Below are 16,256 nucleotides of genomic sequence, written 5' to 3' on the forward strand. Positions count from 1 at the left end.
ATTTTAAATGCAGTAATTATTTTTTTTGTTATTATCGAATGGATCGGTCTTATATAGAGTTTTTTCGCTTTAATTTATGAGTGAACTGGATGTTAACGGTTCGTCTACAATTTTGAAACAGTTAGACAACCTTAAAACGAAATTAGAAGCAGCGCGTCTCACTCAAAGAGACGCGTCGCTTAAGATGTCCAGAGAAGTCAAAATCCTTAAACGGGTTATCAATAAACTCGGAGATGCCTGTCTCGGATATGACGAAAATCTCGATAATGAAGTGGTATCGCTTCAAAAATCACTTGAGCAGCAGCAGGATATCAGCAAGTTGATTCCAAAACTTGCTATACTTGAGCGCGCCTTAAGTAAAAATACACGTAAGATGGAAAAACAAAAAAGTCATTTAGACGAGCGGATAAAACATAGTGGTGAAACACTACAAAGAATCCCGGGCCTACCCGCCCAGTTAAAACGAGACCTAAGAAATTTATTAAGTTTTCCATCAACAAAAAACTCTAATCAGTTAGATCAGGCTGTTCGACTACTCGCCATTTATGAGAGTGCCATTAAAATAATCACGTCGAACTCCAGACACAATCCGCCTCAAGAGCCTTCTTTAAAAAGCGAATTACTATATAAGCTATCTGAAGAACTACAGACTCTTATCACAGAATTAGATTTTGATAGTGATTCTGGGTATTTGCTTACCGACATACGCATCAAGCTGTTAGATGGCACCAATGCTGAAACCCTTCTTGAGCTAACTTTACAAGTTTTAAAGCTTGTTATAGAAGGCACTCAATACGAGAGAAAAACCTCAGAGCAGTTTATAGGTCAGGTGTCCGGGGCTCTTACTCAGATTATTAGTTCAAATACAAAAAATATAGAACAAGGCGAATCTTATTCCGAACATCGCTCACAAATGGCAAATGAGTTGCATACACTCTCAACCGAATCTCAGGCTGTTCTGAACCAAGCCACAGAGCTAGAGTCTGCAAAAACAGCGATTAATCCTTTGTTAGAGCAGATCAATATGCTGACTGAACGACTTCAGCATAATGAACAAAGAGAGAAAATCCTACTGGAAAGAATGGTTCATAATCAAAGGCAACTTGATAGTCTACAAGAGCTAACAAAAAGTCACAAGCGCCGACTAGATGATCAGGCAGAGCGACTCAAGCAAGACCCTCTAACCAATACTTATAATCGCACTGCGTTTATTGAAAAGCTCGAAGTCGAATATCACAAGTGGATTCGCTCTCAACAACCTTTGCATATTTTGTTGTTAGATATTGATAGCTTCAAATCTTTGAATGATAGCTTCGGCTATGCTGCTGGTGACAAAGCACTGAAGATAATCGCCAGAACTATCATGAAGGAACTTCGAGATACGGATACTATCGCGCGCTTCTCTGGTGAGGAGTTTATTGTCATGCTGCCGGGTAATAGTGCGAAAGGTATCCAGGACCTTTGCCAACGCCTGCAGATTCAAATTAGCAAACTACCGTTTAAGTTCAGAGAGCAGAACATTACTATTACTGCATCGATTGCTACCACTGAACTAAGAGATTCAGACACACCTGAAATGGTTCTGGACAGGCTAAATCACGCCCTTAAAGAAGTAAAAAAGAAAGGCAATAATCAGGTTATAACCAAATAACCATACGCTTCTCCGCTCCGAATATTCAACCTCCTTCCCTTAAATACCTTAAATTAATTGGACTTAGCGTCAAATAAGTATATTGTTAAAGGTATGTCTCTAAACAGACATGTAATTAATAATAATTAGAATCCTCAGGGGGGAAACATGATTACTCATATCAGTCCCGCCGGTAGTATGGATCTGCTATCTCAATTAGAAGTACAGCGCCTAAAAAAAGAAGCTACCAGCGATCTTTACCAACTCTACCGCAACTGCACCCTTGCAGTACTAAACTCCGGAAGTCACACGGATAATTCCCAGGAATTGCTCGACAAACACCTCGACTTTGATGTTGATGTTGTTAGCCGCGAACGCGGTATTAAACTGGAGCTACACAATCCTCCTGCCGAAGCCTTTGTTGACGGTACGATCATTAAAGGGATTCAGGAACATCTGTTTTCGGTATTGCGGGATATTGTCTATGTAAATATGCATGTCGCCCAGATGCATCAGGACAATCAAAGTGATCCGGTACATATAACCAATCTAGTGTTTGCAATACTCCGTAATGCCGGGGCTTTACACCCAGGTCTGGAGCCAAACCTCGTGGTTTGTTGGGAGGGCACTCCATCAACCCGGTTGAGTATCAGTACACTCGTGAAGTAGGTCATGAGCTCGGGCTAAGAGAACTAAATATTTGTACTGGCTGTGGCCCTGGTGCAATGGAAGGCCCGATGAAAGGCGCAGCTATCGGTCACGCTAAGCAAAGATTCGAAGAGCAAAGATATATTGGCTTAACAGAGCCTTCCATTATCGCAGCAGAGCCGCCAAACCCTATCGTGAATGAACTTATCATCATGCCTGACATAGAGAAAAGGCTGGAAGCTTTCGTCCGGATGGCTCATGGCATTGTAATCTTCCCTGGCGGGCCAGGAACTGCGGAAGAGCTGCTCTATATTCTTGGCGTGATGATGCACCCGGATAATCACAATCAGCCAATGCCGATTGTATTAACCGGACCAAAAGAGAGTGAAGCCTACTTCCGCTCTATCGATGAGTTTATTGGTGCTACGCTGGGTAAACAGGCACAAAAACACTACACCATTGTTGTTGGAGATCCTGCAAAAGCTGCGCAAATCATTAAAGAAGGTATTCCAGATGTACAGGAGCACCGTAAAGAGACTGAAGATGCTTATAGCTACAACTGGTCTCTGAAAGTACCACCAGAGTTCCAGTATCCGTTTGAGCCTACCCATGAAAGTATGGCAAATCTCGACTTACATTTAGATCAGCCCGTTGAATCACTCGCATCTAACCTTAGAAAAGCATTCTCTGGCATCGTTGCGGGTAATGTTAAATCAGAAGGCATCCGTGAAATTGAGAAACACGGCCCTTTCATCATCGACGGTGACCCCGAGTTAATGGAAAAAATGGACAAGCTTCTTCAGGATTTTGTTGTTCAGCAAAGGATGAAGCTTCCCGGCTCGGAGTACATTCCATGTTATAAAATTGCAGGTAGCTGAACGCTGTAATTTTATATGACGTGTTATAGAATAAGGGCTTAGGCCCTTATTTTTTGGAACACTATGTCAATTCACTTAGTTATCATCGATGCGCTTAACCTTATTCGTCGGGTTCACTCTGCTCAGCCAGATCCATCTGACATCAACAGAACCATCGAAACCACTAAGCGAACATTAAACAGAATCATCTCTGAATCTAATCCGACGCATATTATTGCTGTCTTTGATCATCACTTACAGGATCGTGGTTGGCGGGCAGAAATACTCCCCTCTTATAAAGAAAATAGAAAGCCAATGCCAGAACCTTTATCTGAAGGGTTGGACGCTATTCAGGAAGCCTGGTGGGAACTCGGTATAGACTCTCTCTTGTCAGAAGGTGATGAAGCGGATGATCTGGTGGCGACCCTGGCTGTAAAAGTGGCTTCTCACGGGGAGCGGGTAACCATCATCTCTACGGATAAAGGTTACTGCCAGCTTTTGGCTCCAACTTTGCAAATCCGAGACTATTTTCAGCATCGTTGGCTCGATACACCATTTATCGAGTCAGAATTTGGTGTAAAACCATCACAACTTTCAGATTATTGGGGCTTAACAGGGGTAAGTTCTAGCCATGTTCCAGGAGTACCTGGTGTAGGCCCTAAAGCGGCAAAAGAGATATTAACTCAGTTTAGCAATATTGAAGATGCATTCGCCTCTGACGAGTTACCGCAAAAGTACCGTAAAAAACTAGACGAACATATTGAGCTAGCAAGAAAGTGCAAGCAAATATCCACTCTAAAAACGGATATTCAGCTTGGATTTAATTTGCAGGATATCCGTTACAAAGGGTAAAGGTAACGGGACGGACGTTGTCCTACAGGTTGCAGGTTGATATCACTGTAACCTGTAACCTGTAACCTGTAACCTGTAACCTAGATTACCTTGGCGATATATTCGATAAACACTGAACGTGTACTGTTATCTCTTCCCTGTCATGGTATAGATGCTTAGCTTGTAGCTTAAACTTAACACCATTTTCAATCAGGAAGAGTTTCAGGTTTTCGATATCTTCCAGTACCTCGTCATAACGACCTTTCATTGGTAATTTGAGGTTAAATATCGCTTCTTTTGCCCAACCACTGATAATCCATTCACCCATCAGTTGCGCTACGCGCGATGGCTTTTCAATCATGTCACATACCAGCCAGGTGACATTTTTCTTAGCGGGCTCAAACTTAAAACCATCTTCAGTATGGTGCTTAACCTGTCCTGTCTCCATAAGGCTGTCGGCCATCATTCCATTATCCACAGAATGGACAAACATAGAGCGCTTCACAAGTTGATATGTCCACCCTCCAGGACATGCACCTAGATCCACTGCCCACATGCCGGATGCTAAGCGTTCATCCCATTCATCCTTCGGAATAAACACATGAAACGCCTCTTCCAGCTTTAATGTTGAGCGGCTTGGCGCATCTGCAGGAAACTTCAATCGCGGGATTCCCATAAAGAACTGTGAGTTATTGCCTGTGTACGAATGACCAATATAACAATGACCCGGCTCAGTAAAACAGACATGCAATACAGGCTTTTTAGGGTTGTCTTTATTAAACAGTATCCCTTTACCTCTAAGCGCCTGGCGCAATGGCACGGTAAACTTACGACAAAACTTAAGCAGCTCTTTCGCTTCGTTGGTATCTGGTGTTTCAATACGAATATCACCACAACGAGGAAGTGCTTCAATTTCAGCCAACTCATCAAGAATAGGGGAAATACGATCGTCAGCCGGTAGTTCTTCAAACTCGGCGGCAACTGCAAACATCTGACGAGCAAAAATCAGCGCATTAAAGTCCAGTTCTTTAACTAATTTCTCTGCATCCCCTTCCTGATAGCACTCAAACAGTACGAATCCAGTATTCTTCTTTAGGCGAGGAAAACCATAAACCTCTAGATTGGTAGCCTTGTCCTGAATCTCGCCAGCACACTCTTTTTCAAATCCAGAGCGGCAATAAAGCATTAACTGTTTCACTAATTTACCTCGCGTCTATTTTCAGAGCGGAATAGGCCATCATGCCCCAACCAACCATAAACATCAGCCCGCCAAAAGGAGTGATAGGGCCAAACCATTTAATTCCGGTCAGTGCCAGTGCGTACAAGCTTCCACTGAAACAAAGGATGCCGATAATAAAGCAAATCGCAGAGATGAAAAGTCCTTTTTTTGCCTGGTTGCTCACTTCCGTTCTCATTAGGGCAGCGCTTACTATTAGCGCTAGTGTATGCCAGGCCTGATATTGAACACCGGTGTTGTAGACACCTAGCTGGTAATTGCTGAGAACACTCCTCAATCCATGAGCACCAAATGCTCCCAGTGCAACACAGATCAATCCTGAAAAAGCACCTATAGCAAGCAAGTAATTAGACTTCATCAAAAAGCACCTCCTGTTCACTTGCTGCCTTGGCAAGCATCCAGTCACGGAATTTTGCAACCCTGCCACTGTCGGCGTTTTTATCATGGCACACAACGTAAAAAGCGTTTCGACTAACAAGCACTTCGTCAAAAGGGGCAACCAGGCGACCTGCATCTATTTCCGGTTGAGCTAACACATTGTTTCCCAATGCCACTCCCTGTCCATGCACCGCTGCCTGAAGCACCATGGTTGAGTGACTGAATATAGGCCCATGATTCACATTTATTTCCATCAACTCCTGTTGCTTAACAAATTGCTTCCAGTCCTTTCTGGAAGTGTCATGCAATAGGGTGTGGTGCTTAAGGTCTGTCAAAGCTTCAAGAGGCTTATTTCCAAGTAAAACCTGCGGCGAACAAAGCGGAACAAGGTATTCTTGATAAAGCTTATCAGATTTCAGACCAGGCCAGTTTCCTCGGCCGTAATAAATTGCGACATCCACATCATCAGTTAAAGATCCTTCATCCATATCAACCGCTTTGATCCTTACGTCTATGTCTGGTTCCTGCTGATTAAAGTCAGCCAATCTTGGTACCAGCCACTGAATCGCGAAACTAGGTGGCAGGCTAATGGTTAACGCACCTTTCTCGCTACGCTCCAGCACTTTATCTGTCGCGTCAGCAATAGACGAGAAGATATCTTTTATATCAAGAAAGTAACTTTGACCTTCTTCAGTAAGCAATAGAGAACGATTTCGGCGTCGGAACAGCTTTATTCCCAAATATTCTTCAAGTGATTTTACCTGGTGGCTTACTGCAGCCTGGGTCACAAATAATTCTTCTGCAGCTCTTGTAAAGCTTAGATGGCGTGCTGCAGCCTCGAAAACTCTAAGGGAATTTAGGGGTGGTAAACGTCTGGACATAATGGATACTTAAGCATTAGTTTTTTTATGCGAAACATTATAAATTGTCGATTGTAGTTATGCTAGATAAATTCTATATTTCATCCCGCAACGATAGTCCGAACGGCATGATTCCTCTGAATCTATCGGCTTTTTGTTGCGATGTTGTGTTTGCAAACTCGATTTCGAGTTGGGTAGATTTCTACCACAAGTGGAGTGTTTACACCTTAAATACTCGACTTATACTTCCTGTATTATTTGACCTGTCTGTCAAAAAATTTTTATGCACTGCCAATTGGCAGTGCTTTTTTTTATCTGAAATTAGGCTACAGGTTGCACAAATAGTATTAAAAAACGCGAGACTCTCATCTCGCGTTTTTTGCTTGTTACTCATTACCTGAAGGACAAAGTCCTTCCTGTAACCTCTGAACAGTTAAGGTCTGTAAACTTTTACGTTCTCGAATCCCTGCTCTTTTAGGTATAAGGCTTGCAAACGACTCATCACGCCACGTTCGCAATAGAGTAGATATGTCTTTGATTGGTCCAGATCACCAAACTTAGTCGCTAGCTTATAGAAAGGAAGGTGTTTCACTTCCACATTTTCAATCTCTAGCGGTTTTTCATCTTCTTCGTCCGGGCTTCTGATATCCAGAACGATCGCATGCTCCTGTACCGCATCCACCAACTCCACTTCCGGAGCTTGCTGTTGAGTTTCTTTCTCGATGTCACGGATATCCATAACACGGGCGTTATACACAACCTGCTCAAGTACAGAGAAATCAAACTTAGCCTCTTCAGCTTCCAGTTTTTCTTTCACTGCTTTTACTGTTGGCTTTTTAGAGATAACACCACAGTACTCAGGCATTACCTTGGCAAAGTCTTCTGTGCCGATGTTACGCGCAAGATCGATGATATCTTCTTTATCCCAGTTAATTAGTGGACGCAGAATCAAAGTATCAGTAACACCATCAATATGGCGAAGGTTCGTCAAGGTCTGACTTGAAACCTGGCCCAGCGCTTCACCAGTAACCAAAGCCTGAATGCCAAACTTCTCAGCCAGCATTCCACCAGCACGCATAAACATACGCTTAAGCACAACACCCATCTGGCCATCGTCGACTTTCTCTAAGATCTCCGCAACCACTGGTTCGAAATCTACAGAAATGAATTTCACCTTGGCAGATGAACCATACTTGTTCCACAGGAAGTGAGCGACCTGCTTTACACCAATCTCGTGCGCAGGACCACCTAAGTTAAAGAAGCAGTAATGCGTTTTTGAACCACGCTTAATGTGCAGATAACTGGAAACACCCGAATCGAAACCACCGGAGATAAGGCTAAGCACATCTTCCTGAGTACCCAGAGGGAAACCACCAAGACCTTTGTGACGAGCGATTACCTGATTAAGCTTATCGCTGGCAATTTCAAGATTTACGGTAACATCAGGCTTATTCAGTTTAACCTTAGCGCTCTCTACCGCCTGATTCAGGCCGCCGCCAACATAACGTTCAAGCTCAATTGAAGTAAAGTCATGTTTACCACGACGCTTAACACGCACTACGAAAGTCTTGTTTTCGATCTTACTGCGGCTCAGCTCAAGCACCTGCTCATAGATATCATGCATATCTTTGAACTCAGATTGCTTAACTTCAAGGACATGATGAATCCCCGGAGTTTGAGTAAGAACAGCCAGCACCTCGTTGTAGTACTCAGCACTATTTGCTGTTACTTCAATATGATCACGACGGTTAAACACAGCAACAGATTCCGTTTGACGCTGAATAATGTTTCGGATGTTGCACTCCAGAATTCGGGTAAATCTTTTACGAACCGATTCACTTTTTACAAAAATTTCCGGATGTGGCTTAACTATAAATTTCATAGATCACTTCGCTGGTTGAATAAGGTATTGATAGAGGCTATCACGATCTACTCATGCAGCCACGTCAAAATAGGCGCGAAATTATACACGAGTTGCTCTCAATTAGGAAAGGGAATAAAGAAGCGGGCATTTCGCCCGCTATTGCTTTTATTTGACTATTGTTGTTCAACACTCACTTCATCTGAGTACTTAGGTTTACCTTGTAGAATGCCTATTTCTACCCTTCTGTTTTGCGAACGTAGCACCGCAGTAGAGTTATCGTTGAGAGGCTCGGTATCAGCCATACCTCTAACCCTGAGTCGTTTGTGATCGAAGCCTTTCACTTTCTCCATCTCATGTGCAACTGATACAGCTCGCTGTGAAGAGAGATCCCAGTTCGAGCGGTATAGCTCTGAATCCAAAATCTGATTATCTGTGTGACCAGAAACCCGAACCACACCAGGTACATCTATTACCAGTTCGGCGATCTGTCGTACTAGTGGTCTGAACTTTGGTTGCAGGAAGGCGGAACCAGCCGGGAACGCACCTTTCTCACGGATTCGGATTACGATCTCTTGCCCAAGGTTCTCCACCTCTATCGCGCCCTGAGAGATCTCACGCTCAAGTGCTTTCTTTATGCTCTCTTCTAATGAGTCCGTTTCTTCAGCAGCCTGAGACTGACTCACTTGCTCCTGAACTTCTTGAGATTCCGTCTGAGAATCCATAGACATCTTGGTAGAAGTTTGCGGTGACTGACCACCTGTCTGTTTACCAGCATCACGGCTCTTACCACCCGCTCTGTCAGATTCCCCTTCGTGAAAATCCAACGTTTGCTGAGTAATATCAATCGTCTGCTGCATAATGACATCAATAGGTGTCGGTTCAGGCCTGCCCGGTCTGAACTCTTGAGCGATAACGCTGGTTCCCTTCGGAATGTCTTTTACTTCCAGACGGTTTTGTACACCAAAGGCAAACTTCATTGAGCCCGCTATCTGTTTAAATTTAAGTACATCCATCTCTGAAAACGATAGCAGGAGTACGAAAAAGCACATCAACAGGGACATAAGGTCCGCAAATGTACCCATCCATGCCGGGAGGCCGGGTGGTGGACAATTACAATCGTCTTGATCCATCTTTCTCTCTCCCGTTACTCGTTATCAACATCAAGAACACGCTTCTTCTCGTTGAGATAGTTCTTGAGATAGCCGTCGATAACTCGAGGGTTTTGACCGTCCTGAATTGCCAGGACGCCATCCATAATAAGGCGACGATTCAGCTTTTCCTGATCTTTACGCAAAGACAACTTATCGGCAATTGGGAAAAACAGCATGTTCGCCAGTATTGCACCATATAGTGTTGTCAAAAGTGCTACCGCCATTGCAGGACCGATGGATTTCGGATCATCCATGTTAGAAAGCATGGCTACCAGACCAACCAGCGTACCAATCATTCCCATCGCAGGGGCAACATCACCAAACTGACGAAAAGCCTCACTACCTTGTATATGACGCTCATCGGTTAATGCGATGTCCTTTGCGAGAGCAGCACGAACTACCTCCGCGTCGTGGCCGTCCACCAACAGATCGATACCCTTTTGCATAAAGCTGCTGGTAATTTCCATTTCCTCAAGAGCAAGAAAACCACCTTTACGAGCGGCGTCCGCCATTTCAACGATTTTAGCAATCAGTTCTTCAGGATCGTCCGCTTTGAACATGAAAGCTTTACCGGCAATTTTGAATGCGCTGAAAAACTGGCCTAGTGTAAATTTTGCCAAAACCACACAACACGAACCACCAACCACGATTAGGATGGAGGTCACGTCTACAAACATCCCCAGACTGCCACCGAGGACCATTGCCATAATTACGAATGCAAAGGATCCGATGATACCTATTAATGTTGCTAAATCCACTAACCACCTCTTTCTGCAGTTTTCTGGCTAAACTCTGACTAGCCATTTTATCGGCAAAACCCTTCTATATTTTAGGCATTTATTCAAAAACAACTCACTTTTCTGCCAAAAGTCGAATTTCTACCCAATTTCTGCTCAGAATAAGCTTTACCTAAAGAATTGCCAAGTTAACACTGTTGAATAATAGCTATAAGCCATTCAGGCAATTATAATATCGCCTTTACTGTGTCAATTTGATGAGTACCAACAACATCAGATTTGACCACACCTGCATGCTGGGGTAAGTTTCCAGCACTTTTCGCAAAGCAGATTAAATATGGCAACGAAAAAACCTGAAAATATGTCTTTCGAGGCAACACTTGAAGAGCTGGACTCCTTGGTAGAGCAGCTGGAAAATGGCGACTTAGCACTAGATGACGCACTCAAAAAGTTTGAGCGCGGGATCTCTCTTGCCAGAGCAGGACAAACTAAGCTCTCTGAAGCTGAGCAGCGCGTTTCCATTCTGCTAAGCAACGATGACGAAGCTGAACTATCTGACTTCGAAAGTCAGTCAAACTTCGAAAACTAGAGAAGTAGGTAGTTAATGTTAACGACTCTGACGTATTTTCAGGAAAGAAATAATCAGCAACTTGATAGCTGGCTAGATAAACTTAGCTATCAGGAAGAGCCACTAGTAAAAGCGATGCGATACGGCTTATTGCTTGGTGGAAAAAGGGCAAGACCTTTTCTTGTGTACGTGACAGGTGAAATGTTGGGTTGCCCGCATGATGATCTTGACACTGCGGCATCGGCTATCGAGTGTATACACGCCTACTCGCTGATTCACGACGATTTACCAGCGATGGATAACGATGAACTTCGTAGGGGCCAACCTACCTGTCATATCGAGTTTGATGAAGCGACTGCCATTCTTACCGGTGATGCGCTTCAAACGCTGGCCTTTACCATTTTAGCAGAAGGTAACTTATCAGCCGAAGGCGAAAAGGCGCGGGTAGATATGATTAAAAGTCTTGCTAAAGCGTCAGGTGCTCAAGGCATGTGTTTAGGGCAGGCTTTGGATCTCGGAGCTGAAAATCGCCTTGTCGATATTGAAGAACTAAAAGCAATCCACAGAAATAAGACCGGAGCTCTGATAAAGTGCGCGGTTCGATTAGGTGCTTTGTCAGCAGGAGAGAAAGGTAAAGCGGTACTCCCTTTGCTTGATAGATACGCCGATGCTGTAGGTTTAGCCTTCCAGGTACAGGATGACATACTCGATATAACCAGTGATACCGAAACTCTGGGCAAACCTCAGGGTTCGGATATTGAGCTGAACAAATCTACTTACCCTGCATTGTTAGGGTTAGATGGGGCAAAGCAAAAAGCTGGAAAACTTTTTGATGAAGCTATTCAAGCTCTGGAAGCGATCCCCTACAATACGCAATTACTCGAAGAGTTCGCCCGATACGTTGTCGAGCGCAAAAGTTAAAATCACTATAAGAAAGTGCGCAGAATATGACTCTTGATATCTCAAAATATCCAACTTTATCTCTGGCGGATACGCCAGTTGAATTACGTAGTCTACCGAAAGAGACACTACCAAAGCTATGTGACGAACTGCGTACATATTTATTAAACTCTGTAAGCCAGTCTAGTGGTCACCTGGCTTCAGGTTTGGGTACGGTAGAACTAACGGTAGCACTTCACTATGTGTATAACACACCATTTGATCAGTTGATCTGGGATGTGGGTCACCAAGCGTATCCCCATAAGATTCTTACAGGTCGACGTGATCAGTTACCAACAATTCGTCAAAAAGACGGATTACATCCATTCCCATGGCGTGAAGAGAGCGAGTATGACGTACTTTCTGTTGGTCACTCCTCTACTTCTATCAGTGCCGCGCTTGGTATGGCGATCTCTGCTGAACAAGAAGGCAAAGACCGCAAGGTCGTCTCAGTTATTGGTGATGGTGCAATCACTGCTGGTATGGCATTCGAAGCACTAAACCACGCGGGAGATGTGCACTCCGATATGCTGGTCATTTTGAATGACAACGAGATGTCGATTTCAGAAAACGTAGGAGCGCTAAATAACCATCTGGCACAAATTCTTTCTGGCACGACTTATACCTCTATTCGTGAAGGTGGTAAAAAAGTGCTTTCTGGCCTTCCTCCCATTAAAGAGCTGGTTAAGAAAACAGAAGAACATCTAAAAGGAATGGTTGTACCTGGCACCTTGTTTGAGGAGCTAGGCTTTAACTACATAGGCCCAATTGATGGTCATGATGTAAATGAACTGGTTAAGACGCTTAAAAATATGCGTGGCCTTAAAGGTCCTCAGTTCCTTCATGTGATGACGAAAAAAGGTAAGGGTTATGAGCCCGCTGAACGAGACCCGATTGGCTATCATGGCGTACCTAAGTTTGATCCTAAGGATAATAGCCTTCCTAAAAGCAAAGGTGGCAAACCAACTTTCTCAAATATCTTTGGTGACTTCCTGTGCGACATGGCAGCACAAGATCCTAAGTTAATGGCAATTACTCCAGCTATGCGTGAAGGCTCGGGTATGGTGCGATTCTCGAAAGAATACCCAGAACAATACTTTGATGTCGCTATTGCAGAGCAGCACGCAGTGACGCTGGCAACAGGTATGGCAATCGGAGGAAATAATCCTATCGTTGCAATTTACTCGACCTTCCTACAGCGCGGCTATGATCAGCTAATACATGATGTCGCTATCATGGATCTCCCGGTTATGTTTGCTATCGACCGTGCAGGCCTGGTAGGTGCTGACGGGCAGACTCACCAGGGTGCATTTGACCTGAGCTTCATGCGCTGTATTCCCAATATGGTCATTATGGCTCCAAGTGATGAGAATGAATGTCGTCAGATGCTTTACACTGGTCATAAGCACAATGGACCAAGTGCCGTTCGTTACCCTCGCGGCTCTGGTAATGGTACTGAAATCCAGCAGGAAATGGCTGAACTTGAAATCGGTAAAGGTCGAATTGTTCGTAAAACAGAGACTACGCTTTCGTCCCATAAAGTCGCAATACTTAGCTTTGGTACTATGCTGGAAAGCGCGTTGGAAGCTGCAGATTCACTGGATGCGACCGTCGCAGATATGCGCTTTGTGAAGCCACTCGATGAAGCTCTGATTACTGAACTGACTCAGAACCACGATGTAATCGTTACGGTTGAAGAAAACGCCATAGCCGGCGGTGCTGGTGCTGGTGTTCTTGAGTTTATGATGAAAGAGAAGCTTATTAAGCCTGTGCTCAATCTTGGTCTGCCCGATGAGTTTGTTGCTCAGGGAACTCAGGAAGAGATGCTTGAAGAACTTGGCCTTGATGGAAAAGGCATTGAAGCTGCTATTCGAGAGTATATTGAGAAGTAATAGCTCTTTCTTATCTGACTTTAATACGAGGCTTGGTGACATATACCAAGCCTTTTTTATTTTCAAACCCACTTAAGTTTATTGGCATACCACTCCAAAAAACAAGCACTAAACGTTTGTTTTAACGCCAGTATTCATTACCACGCAGAGCGTGGGAACGAGGAATGGGGTCACTTCGCAACTTGCGAGGAATAGAACAATGATAGGAATCGCGGTCGCCACTTAGGGTATGTAGGGTGTGCTCGATGGAATGAACATGCTAACCAGATCCATTAAACACCAGCGACATAGATACTTAAAGCGGTTCATGGAAGCGAGCATTCCCTACATGCCCTGATCACCAAACGAGAAACGCAAGGCATAAAAAAACCGGCAGCCTTAGCTACCGGTTTCTATTCACTTAGTTAAAGTGCTAATTACTTAGCGTTTTCTTCTTTAACTTTAGCAATTACTTCTTCAGCAACGTTCTGTGGACATGCTGAGTAGTGGCTGAACTCCATAGAGAACTGACCACGACCAGAAGTGATAGTACGTAGGTGACCAATGTAGCCGAACATCTCAGATAGAGGTACGTCAGCTTTAATACGAACACCAGTTACACCAGCTTCCTGATCTTTGATCATGCCACGACGACGGTTAAGGTCACCGATTACATCACCAACGTGATCTTCTGGAGTGAACACGTCAACCTTCATGATAGGCTCAAGAAGTTGCGCGCCAGCTTTAGGCATAGACTGACGGAATGCACCTTTCGCTGCGATTTCGAACGCGATTGCAGATGAATCCACTGCGTGGAAGCCACCGTCGAATAGTTCGATTTCAACGTCTAGTACAGGGAATCCAGCAAGAACACCCTCGTCCATCATCATTGCAAAGCCTTTCTCAACTGCAGGCCAGAATTCTTTAGGTACGTTACCACCAACAACTGTTGAAGAGAACGTGAAGCCAGAGTTTGGCTCACCTGGTTTGATGCGGTAGTCGATCTTACCGAACTGACCAGAACCACCAGACTGCTTCTTGTGAGTGTAGCTGTCTTCGATAGCTTGAGTGATAGTTTCACGGTAAGCAACCTGTGGCTGACCTACTTCTAGCTCAACGCCGTAAGTACGCTTAAGGATGTCTACCTTGATGTCTAGGTGAAGTTCACCCATACCTTTCAGGATAGTTTCACCTGAATCTTCATCAGTCTCAACCTGGAATGATGGATCTTCTGCAACCATTTTACCGATCGCGATACCCATTTTCTCAGAACCGCCCTTGTCTTTAGGCTTAACAGCAATAGAGATTACTGGTTCTGGGAAGATCATTGGTTCTAGAGTACATTCGTTCTTAGGATCACATAGAGTGTGACCAGTCTGAACGTTCTTCATACCAACAACAGCGATGATGTCACCAGCTTGTGCTGAATCGATCTCGTTACGCTCGTCTGCGTGCATTTCAACCATACGGCCGATACGCTCTGTTTTACCAGTTGCAGAGTTAAGGATTGTGTCACCCTTCTTCATTGTACCCGAGTAAACACGGATAAATGTAAGAGCACCGAAACGGTCATCCATGATCTTAAATGCAAGAGCACGTAGAGGTTCAGATGCATCAACCTTCGCTACTTCACCAGTTGCTTCACCAGTGTCAGGGTCAGTTAGAGGCTGAGGGTCAACTTCTGTTGGAGATGGTAGGTAATCTACAACAGCGTCAAGCATTGGCTGCATGCCTTTGTTCTTAAACGCAGAACCACAGAAAGTTGGGAAGAACGCTAGGTCACGAGTACCTTTACGGATACACTCTTTGATCTGCTCTAGAGTTGGTTCTTCACCTTCCATGTATGCCATCATTAGGTCATCGTCCTGCTCAACAGCAGTCTCGATTAGCATCTCACGGTATTCTTCAGCTTTTTCAGCATACTCAGCAGGAATTTCTTCTACTGTGTAGTTTTCTGGAAGACCAGTGTCATCCCAGATAAGTGCTTTCTGGTTTAGTACGTCGATAACGCCTGTGAAGTCGTCTTCGATACCGATAGGCAGAGTCATAACTAGTGGGTTAGCACCTAGTACGTTCTTCACCTGATCTACAACACGGTAGAAATCTGCACCCATACGGTCCAGCTTGTTTACGAAGATTAGACGAGCTACTTCAGATTCGTTAGCGTAACGCCAGTTAGTTTCTGACTGAGGTTCAACACCACCAGAACCACAGAATACGCCCACACCACCATCAAGAACTTTAAGTGAACGGTAAACTTCAACTGTAAAGTCAACGTGTCCAGGAGTATCGATGATGTTTAGACGGTGGTCTTTCCAGAAACAAGTTGTTGCTGCAGACTGGATTGTAATACCACGCTCAGCTTCCTGCTCCATGAAGTCAGTAGTTGCTGCGCCGTCGTGTACTTCACCAGTACGGTGGATTTTACCAGTTAGCTTTAGGATTCGCTCGGTAGAAGTAGTTTTACCCGCGTCTACGTGAGCAAAAATACCAATGTTTCTGTATTTTGATAAGTCAGTCATTGTCTTACTCTGTTAATAAGGTATAAAAATGCGCGCAGAGTATACCACAATCCATACAGACTGATACCCCTGCGTGCATATGTACGAAAAAAAATCTATTTATACCAGCCAACCATGGCTAAGCTGCCATTATTCAGACTGATATCTGGTCAAATAGGTAAAA

Annotated in this window: 12 protein-coding genes and 1 pseudogene; 6 read left to right on the plus strand and 7 right to left on the minus strand. The window is 44.2% G+C overall.

Features of this window, described 5'->3' with window-relative positions:
* The first annotated feature begins 76 nt into the window (after window positions 1-76).
* The 3 genes and pseudogenes from P7F88_RS23585 to xni all read left to right on the plus strand — a co-directional run bounded on the left by P7F88_RS23585 (window position 77) and on the right by xni (window position 3,987).
* Window positions 77-1,651, plus strand: a complete 1,575-nt coding sequence (locus P7F88_RS23585; protein WP_277828837.1) for a GGDEF domain-containing protein — start codon at window positions 77-79, stop codon at window positions 1,649-1,651.
* 147 nt (window positions 1,652-1,798) lie between these two features.
* Window positions 1,799-3,156: pseudogene (gene ppnN, locus P7F88_RS23590) on the plus strand (nucleotide 5'-monophosphate nucleosidase PpnN).
* A gap of 63 nt (window positions 3,157-3,219) precedes the next feature.
* Window positions 3,220-3,987 (plus strand): flap endonuclease Xni, encoded by a 768-nt coding sequence (gene xni / locus P7F88_RS23595; protein WP_277828839.1) that lies wholly within the window; start codon window positions 3,220-3,222, stop codon window positions 3,985-3,987.
* Between the two features lie 85 nt (window positions 3,988-4,072).
* Here xni and rlmM read toward each other — a convergent pair whose 3' ends face one another.
* The 6 genes from rlmM to pomA all read right to left on the minus strand — a co-directional run bounded on the left by rlmM (window position 4,073) and on the right by pomA (window position 10,214).
* Window positions 4,073-5,164 carry a 23S rRNA (cytidine(2498)-2'-O)-methyltransferase RlmM gene (gene rlmM / locus P7F88_RS23600; RefSeq protein WP_277828841.1) on the minus strand — a complete coding sequence of 364 codons (1,092 nt, stop codon included), beginning with the start codon at window positions 5,162-5,164 and terminating at the stop codon, window positions 4,073-4,075.
* A gap of 4 nt (window positions 5,165-5,168) precedes the next feature.
* A complete protein-coding gene (locus P7F88_RS23605; protein WP_277828843.1) occupies window positions 5,169-5,561 on the minus strand; it encodes a DUF423 domain-containing protein in 393 nt (130 codons plus the stop codon).
* Window positions 5,551-6,462, minus strand: coding sequence for a transcriptional regulator GcvA (locus P7F88_RS23610; protein WP_277828845.1), 912 nt, complete (start codon window positions 6,460-6,462; stop codon window positions 5,551-5,553). The genes P7F88_RS23605 and P7F88_RS23610 overlap by 11 nt, the downstream gene beginning before the upstream one ends.
* Window positions 6,463-6,874: 412 nt before the next feature.
* Entirely contained in the window at window positions 6,875-8,323 is a 1,449-nt protein-coding gene (thiI, locus tag P7F88_RS23615; protein WP_277828847.1) for a tRNA uracil 4-sulfurtransferase ThiI, read from the minus strand.
* 155 nt (window positions 8,324-8,478) lie between these two features.
* On the minus strand, window positions 8,479-9,435 hold the full coding sequence (locus P7F88_RS23620; protein WP_277828849.1) for a flagellar motor protein MotB: 957 nt from the start codon (window positions 9,433-9,435) through the stop codon (window positions 8,479-8,481).
* 14 nt (window positions 9,436-9,449) lie between these two features.
* Window positions 9,450-10,214 (minus strand): flagellar motor protein PomA, encoded by a 765-nt coding sequence (pomA, locus tag P7F88_RS23625; RefSeq protein ID WP_277828851.1) that lies wholly within the window; start codon window positions 10,212-10,214, stop codon window positions 9,450-9,452.
* A gap of 316 nt (window positions 10,215-10,530) precedes the next feature.
* On the opposite strand from pomA, the gene xseB reads away from it, so the two are divergent.
* Genes xseB through dxs form a run of 3 tightly spaced genes read left to right on the plus strand, consistent with a single transcriptional unit; the run spans window position 10,531 to window position 13,592 of the window.
* Complete coding sequence (xseB, locus tag P7F88_RS23630) at window positions 10,531-10,782, plus strand: exodeoxyribonuclease VII small subunit (RefSeq protein ID WP_277828853.1); 252 nt, start codon at window positions 10,531-10,533, stop codon at window positions 10,780-10,782.
* A 15-nt stretch (window positions 10,783-10,797) separates the two neighbouring features.
* On the plus strand, window positions 10,798-11,682 hold the full coding sequence (gene ispA / locus P7F88_RS23635; RefSeq protein ID WP_277828855.1) for a (2E,6E)-farnesyl diphosphate synthase: 885 nt from the start codon (window positions 10,798-10,800) through the stop codon (window positions 11,680-11,682).
* A 26-nt stretch (window positions 11,683-11,708) separates the two neighbouring features.
* Window positions 11,709-13,592, plus strand: coding sequence for a 1-deoxy-D-xylulose-5-phosphate synthase (gene dxs, locus P7F88_RS23640; protein ID WP_277828857.1), 1,884 nt, complete (start codon window positions 11,709-11,711; stop codon window positions 13,590-13,592).
* A 416-nt stretch (window positions 13,593-14,008) separates the two neighbouring features.
* On the opposite strand, the gene fusA is transcribed toward dxs, so the two are convergent.
* Window positions 14,009-16,093 carry an elongation factor G gene (fusA, locus tag P7F88_RS23645; RefSeq protein ID WP_277828859.1) on the minus strand — a complete coding sequence of 695 codons (2,085 nt, stop codon included), beginning with the start codon at window positions 16,091-16,093 and terminating at the stop codon, window positions 14,009-14,011.
* Between the last annotated feature and the right edge of the window lie 163 nt (window positions 16,094-16,256).

Origin of the sequence: Vibrio hannami (assembly GCF_029589055.1) — a bacterium.
Lineage (GTDB): Bacteria > Pseudomonadota > Gammaproteobacteria > Enterobacterales > Vibrionaceae > Vibrio > Vibrio hannami.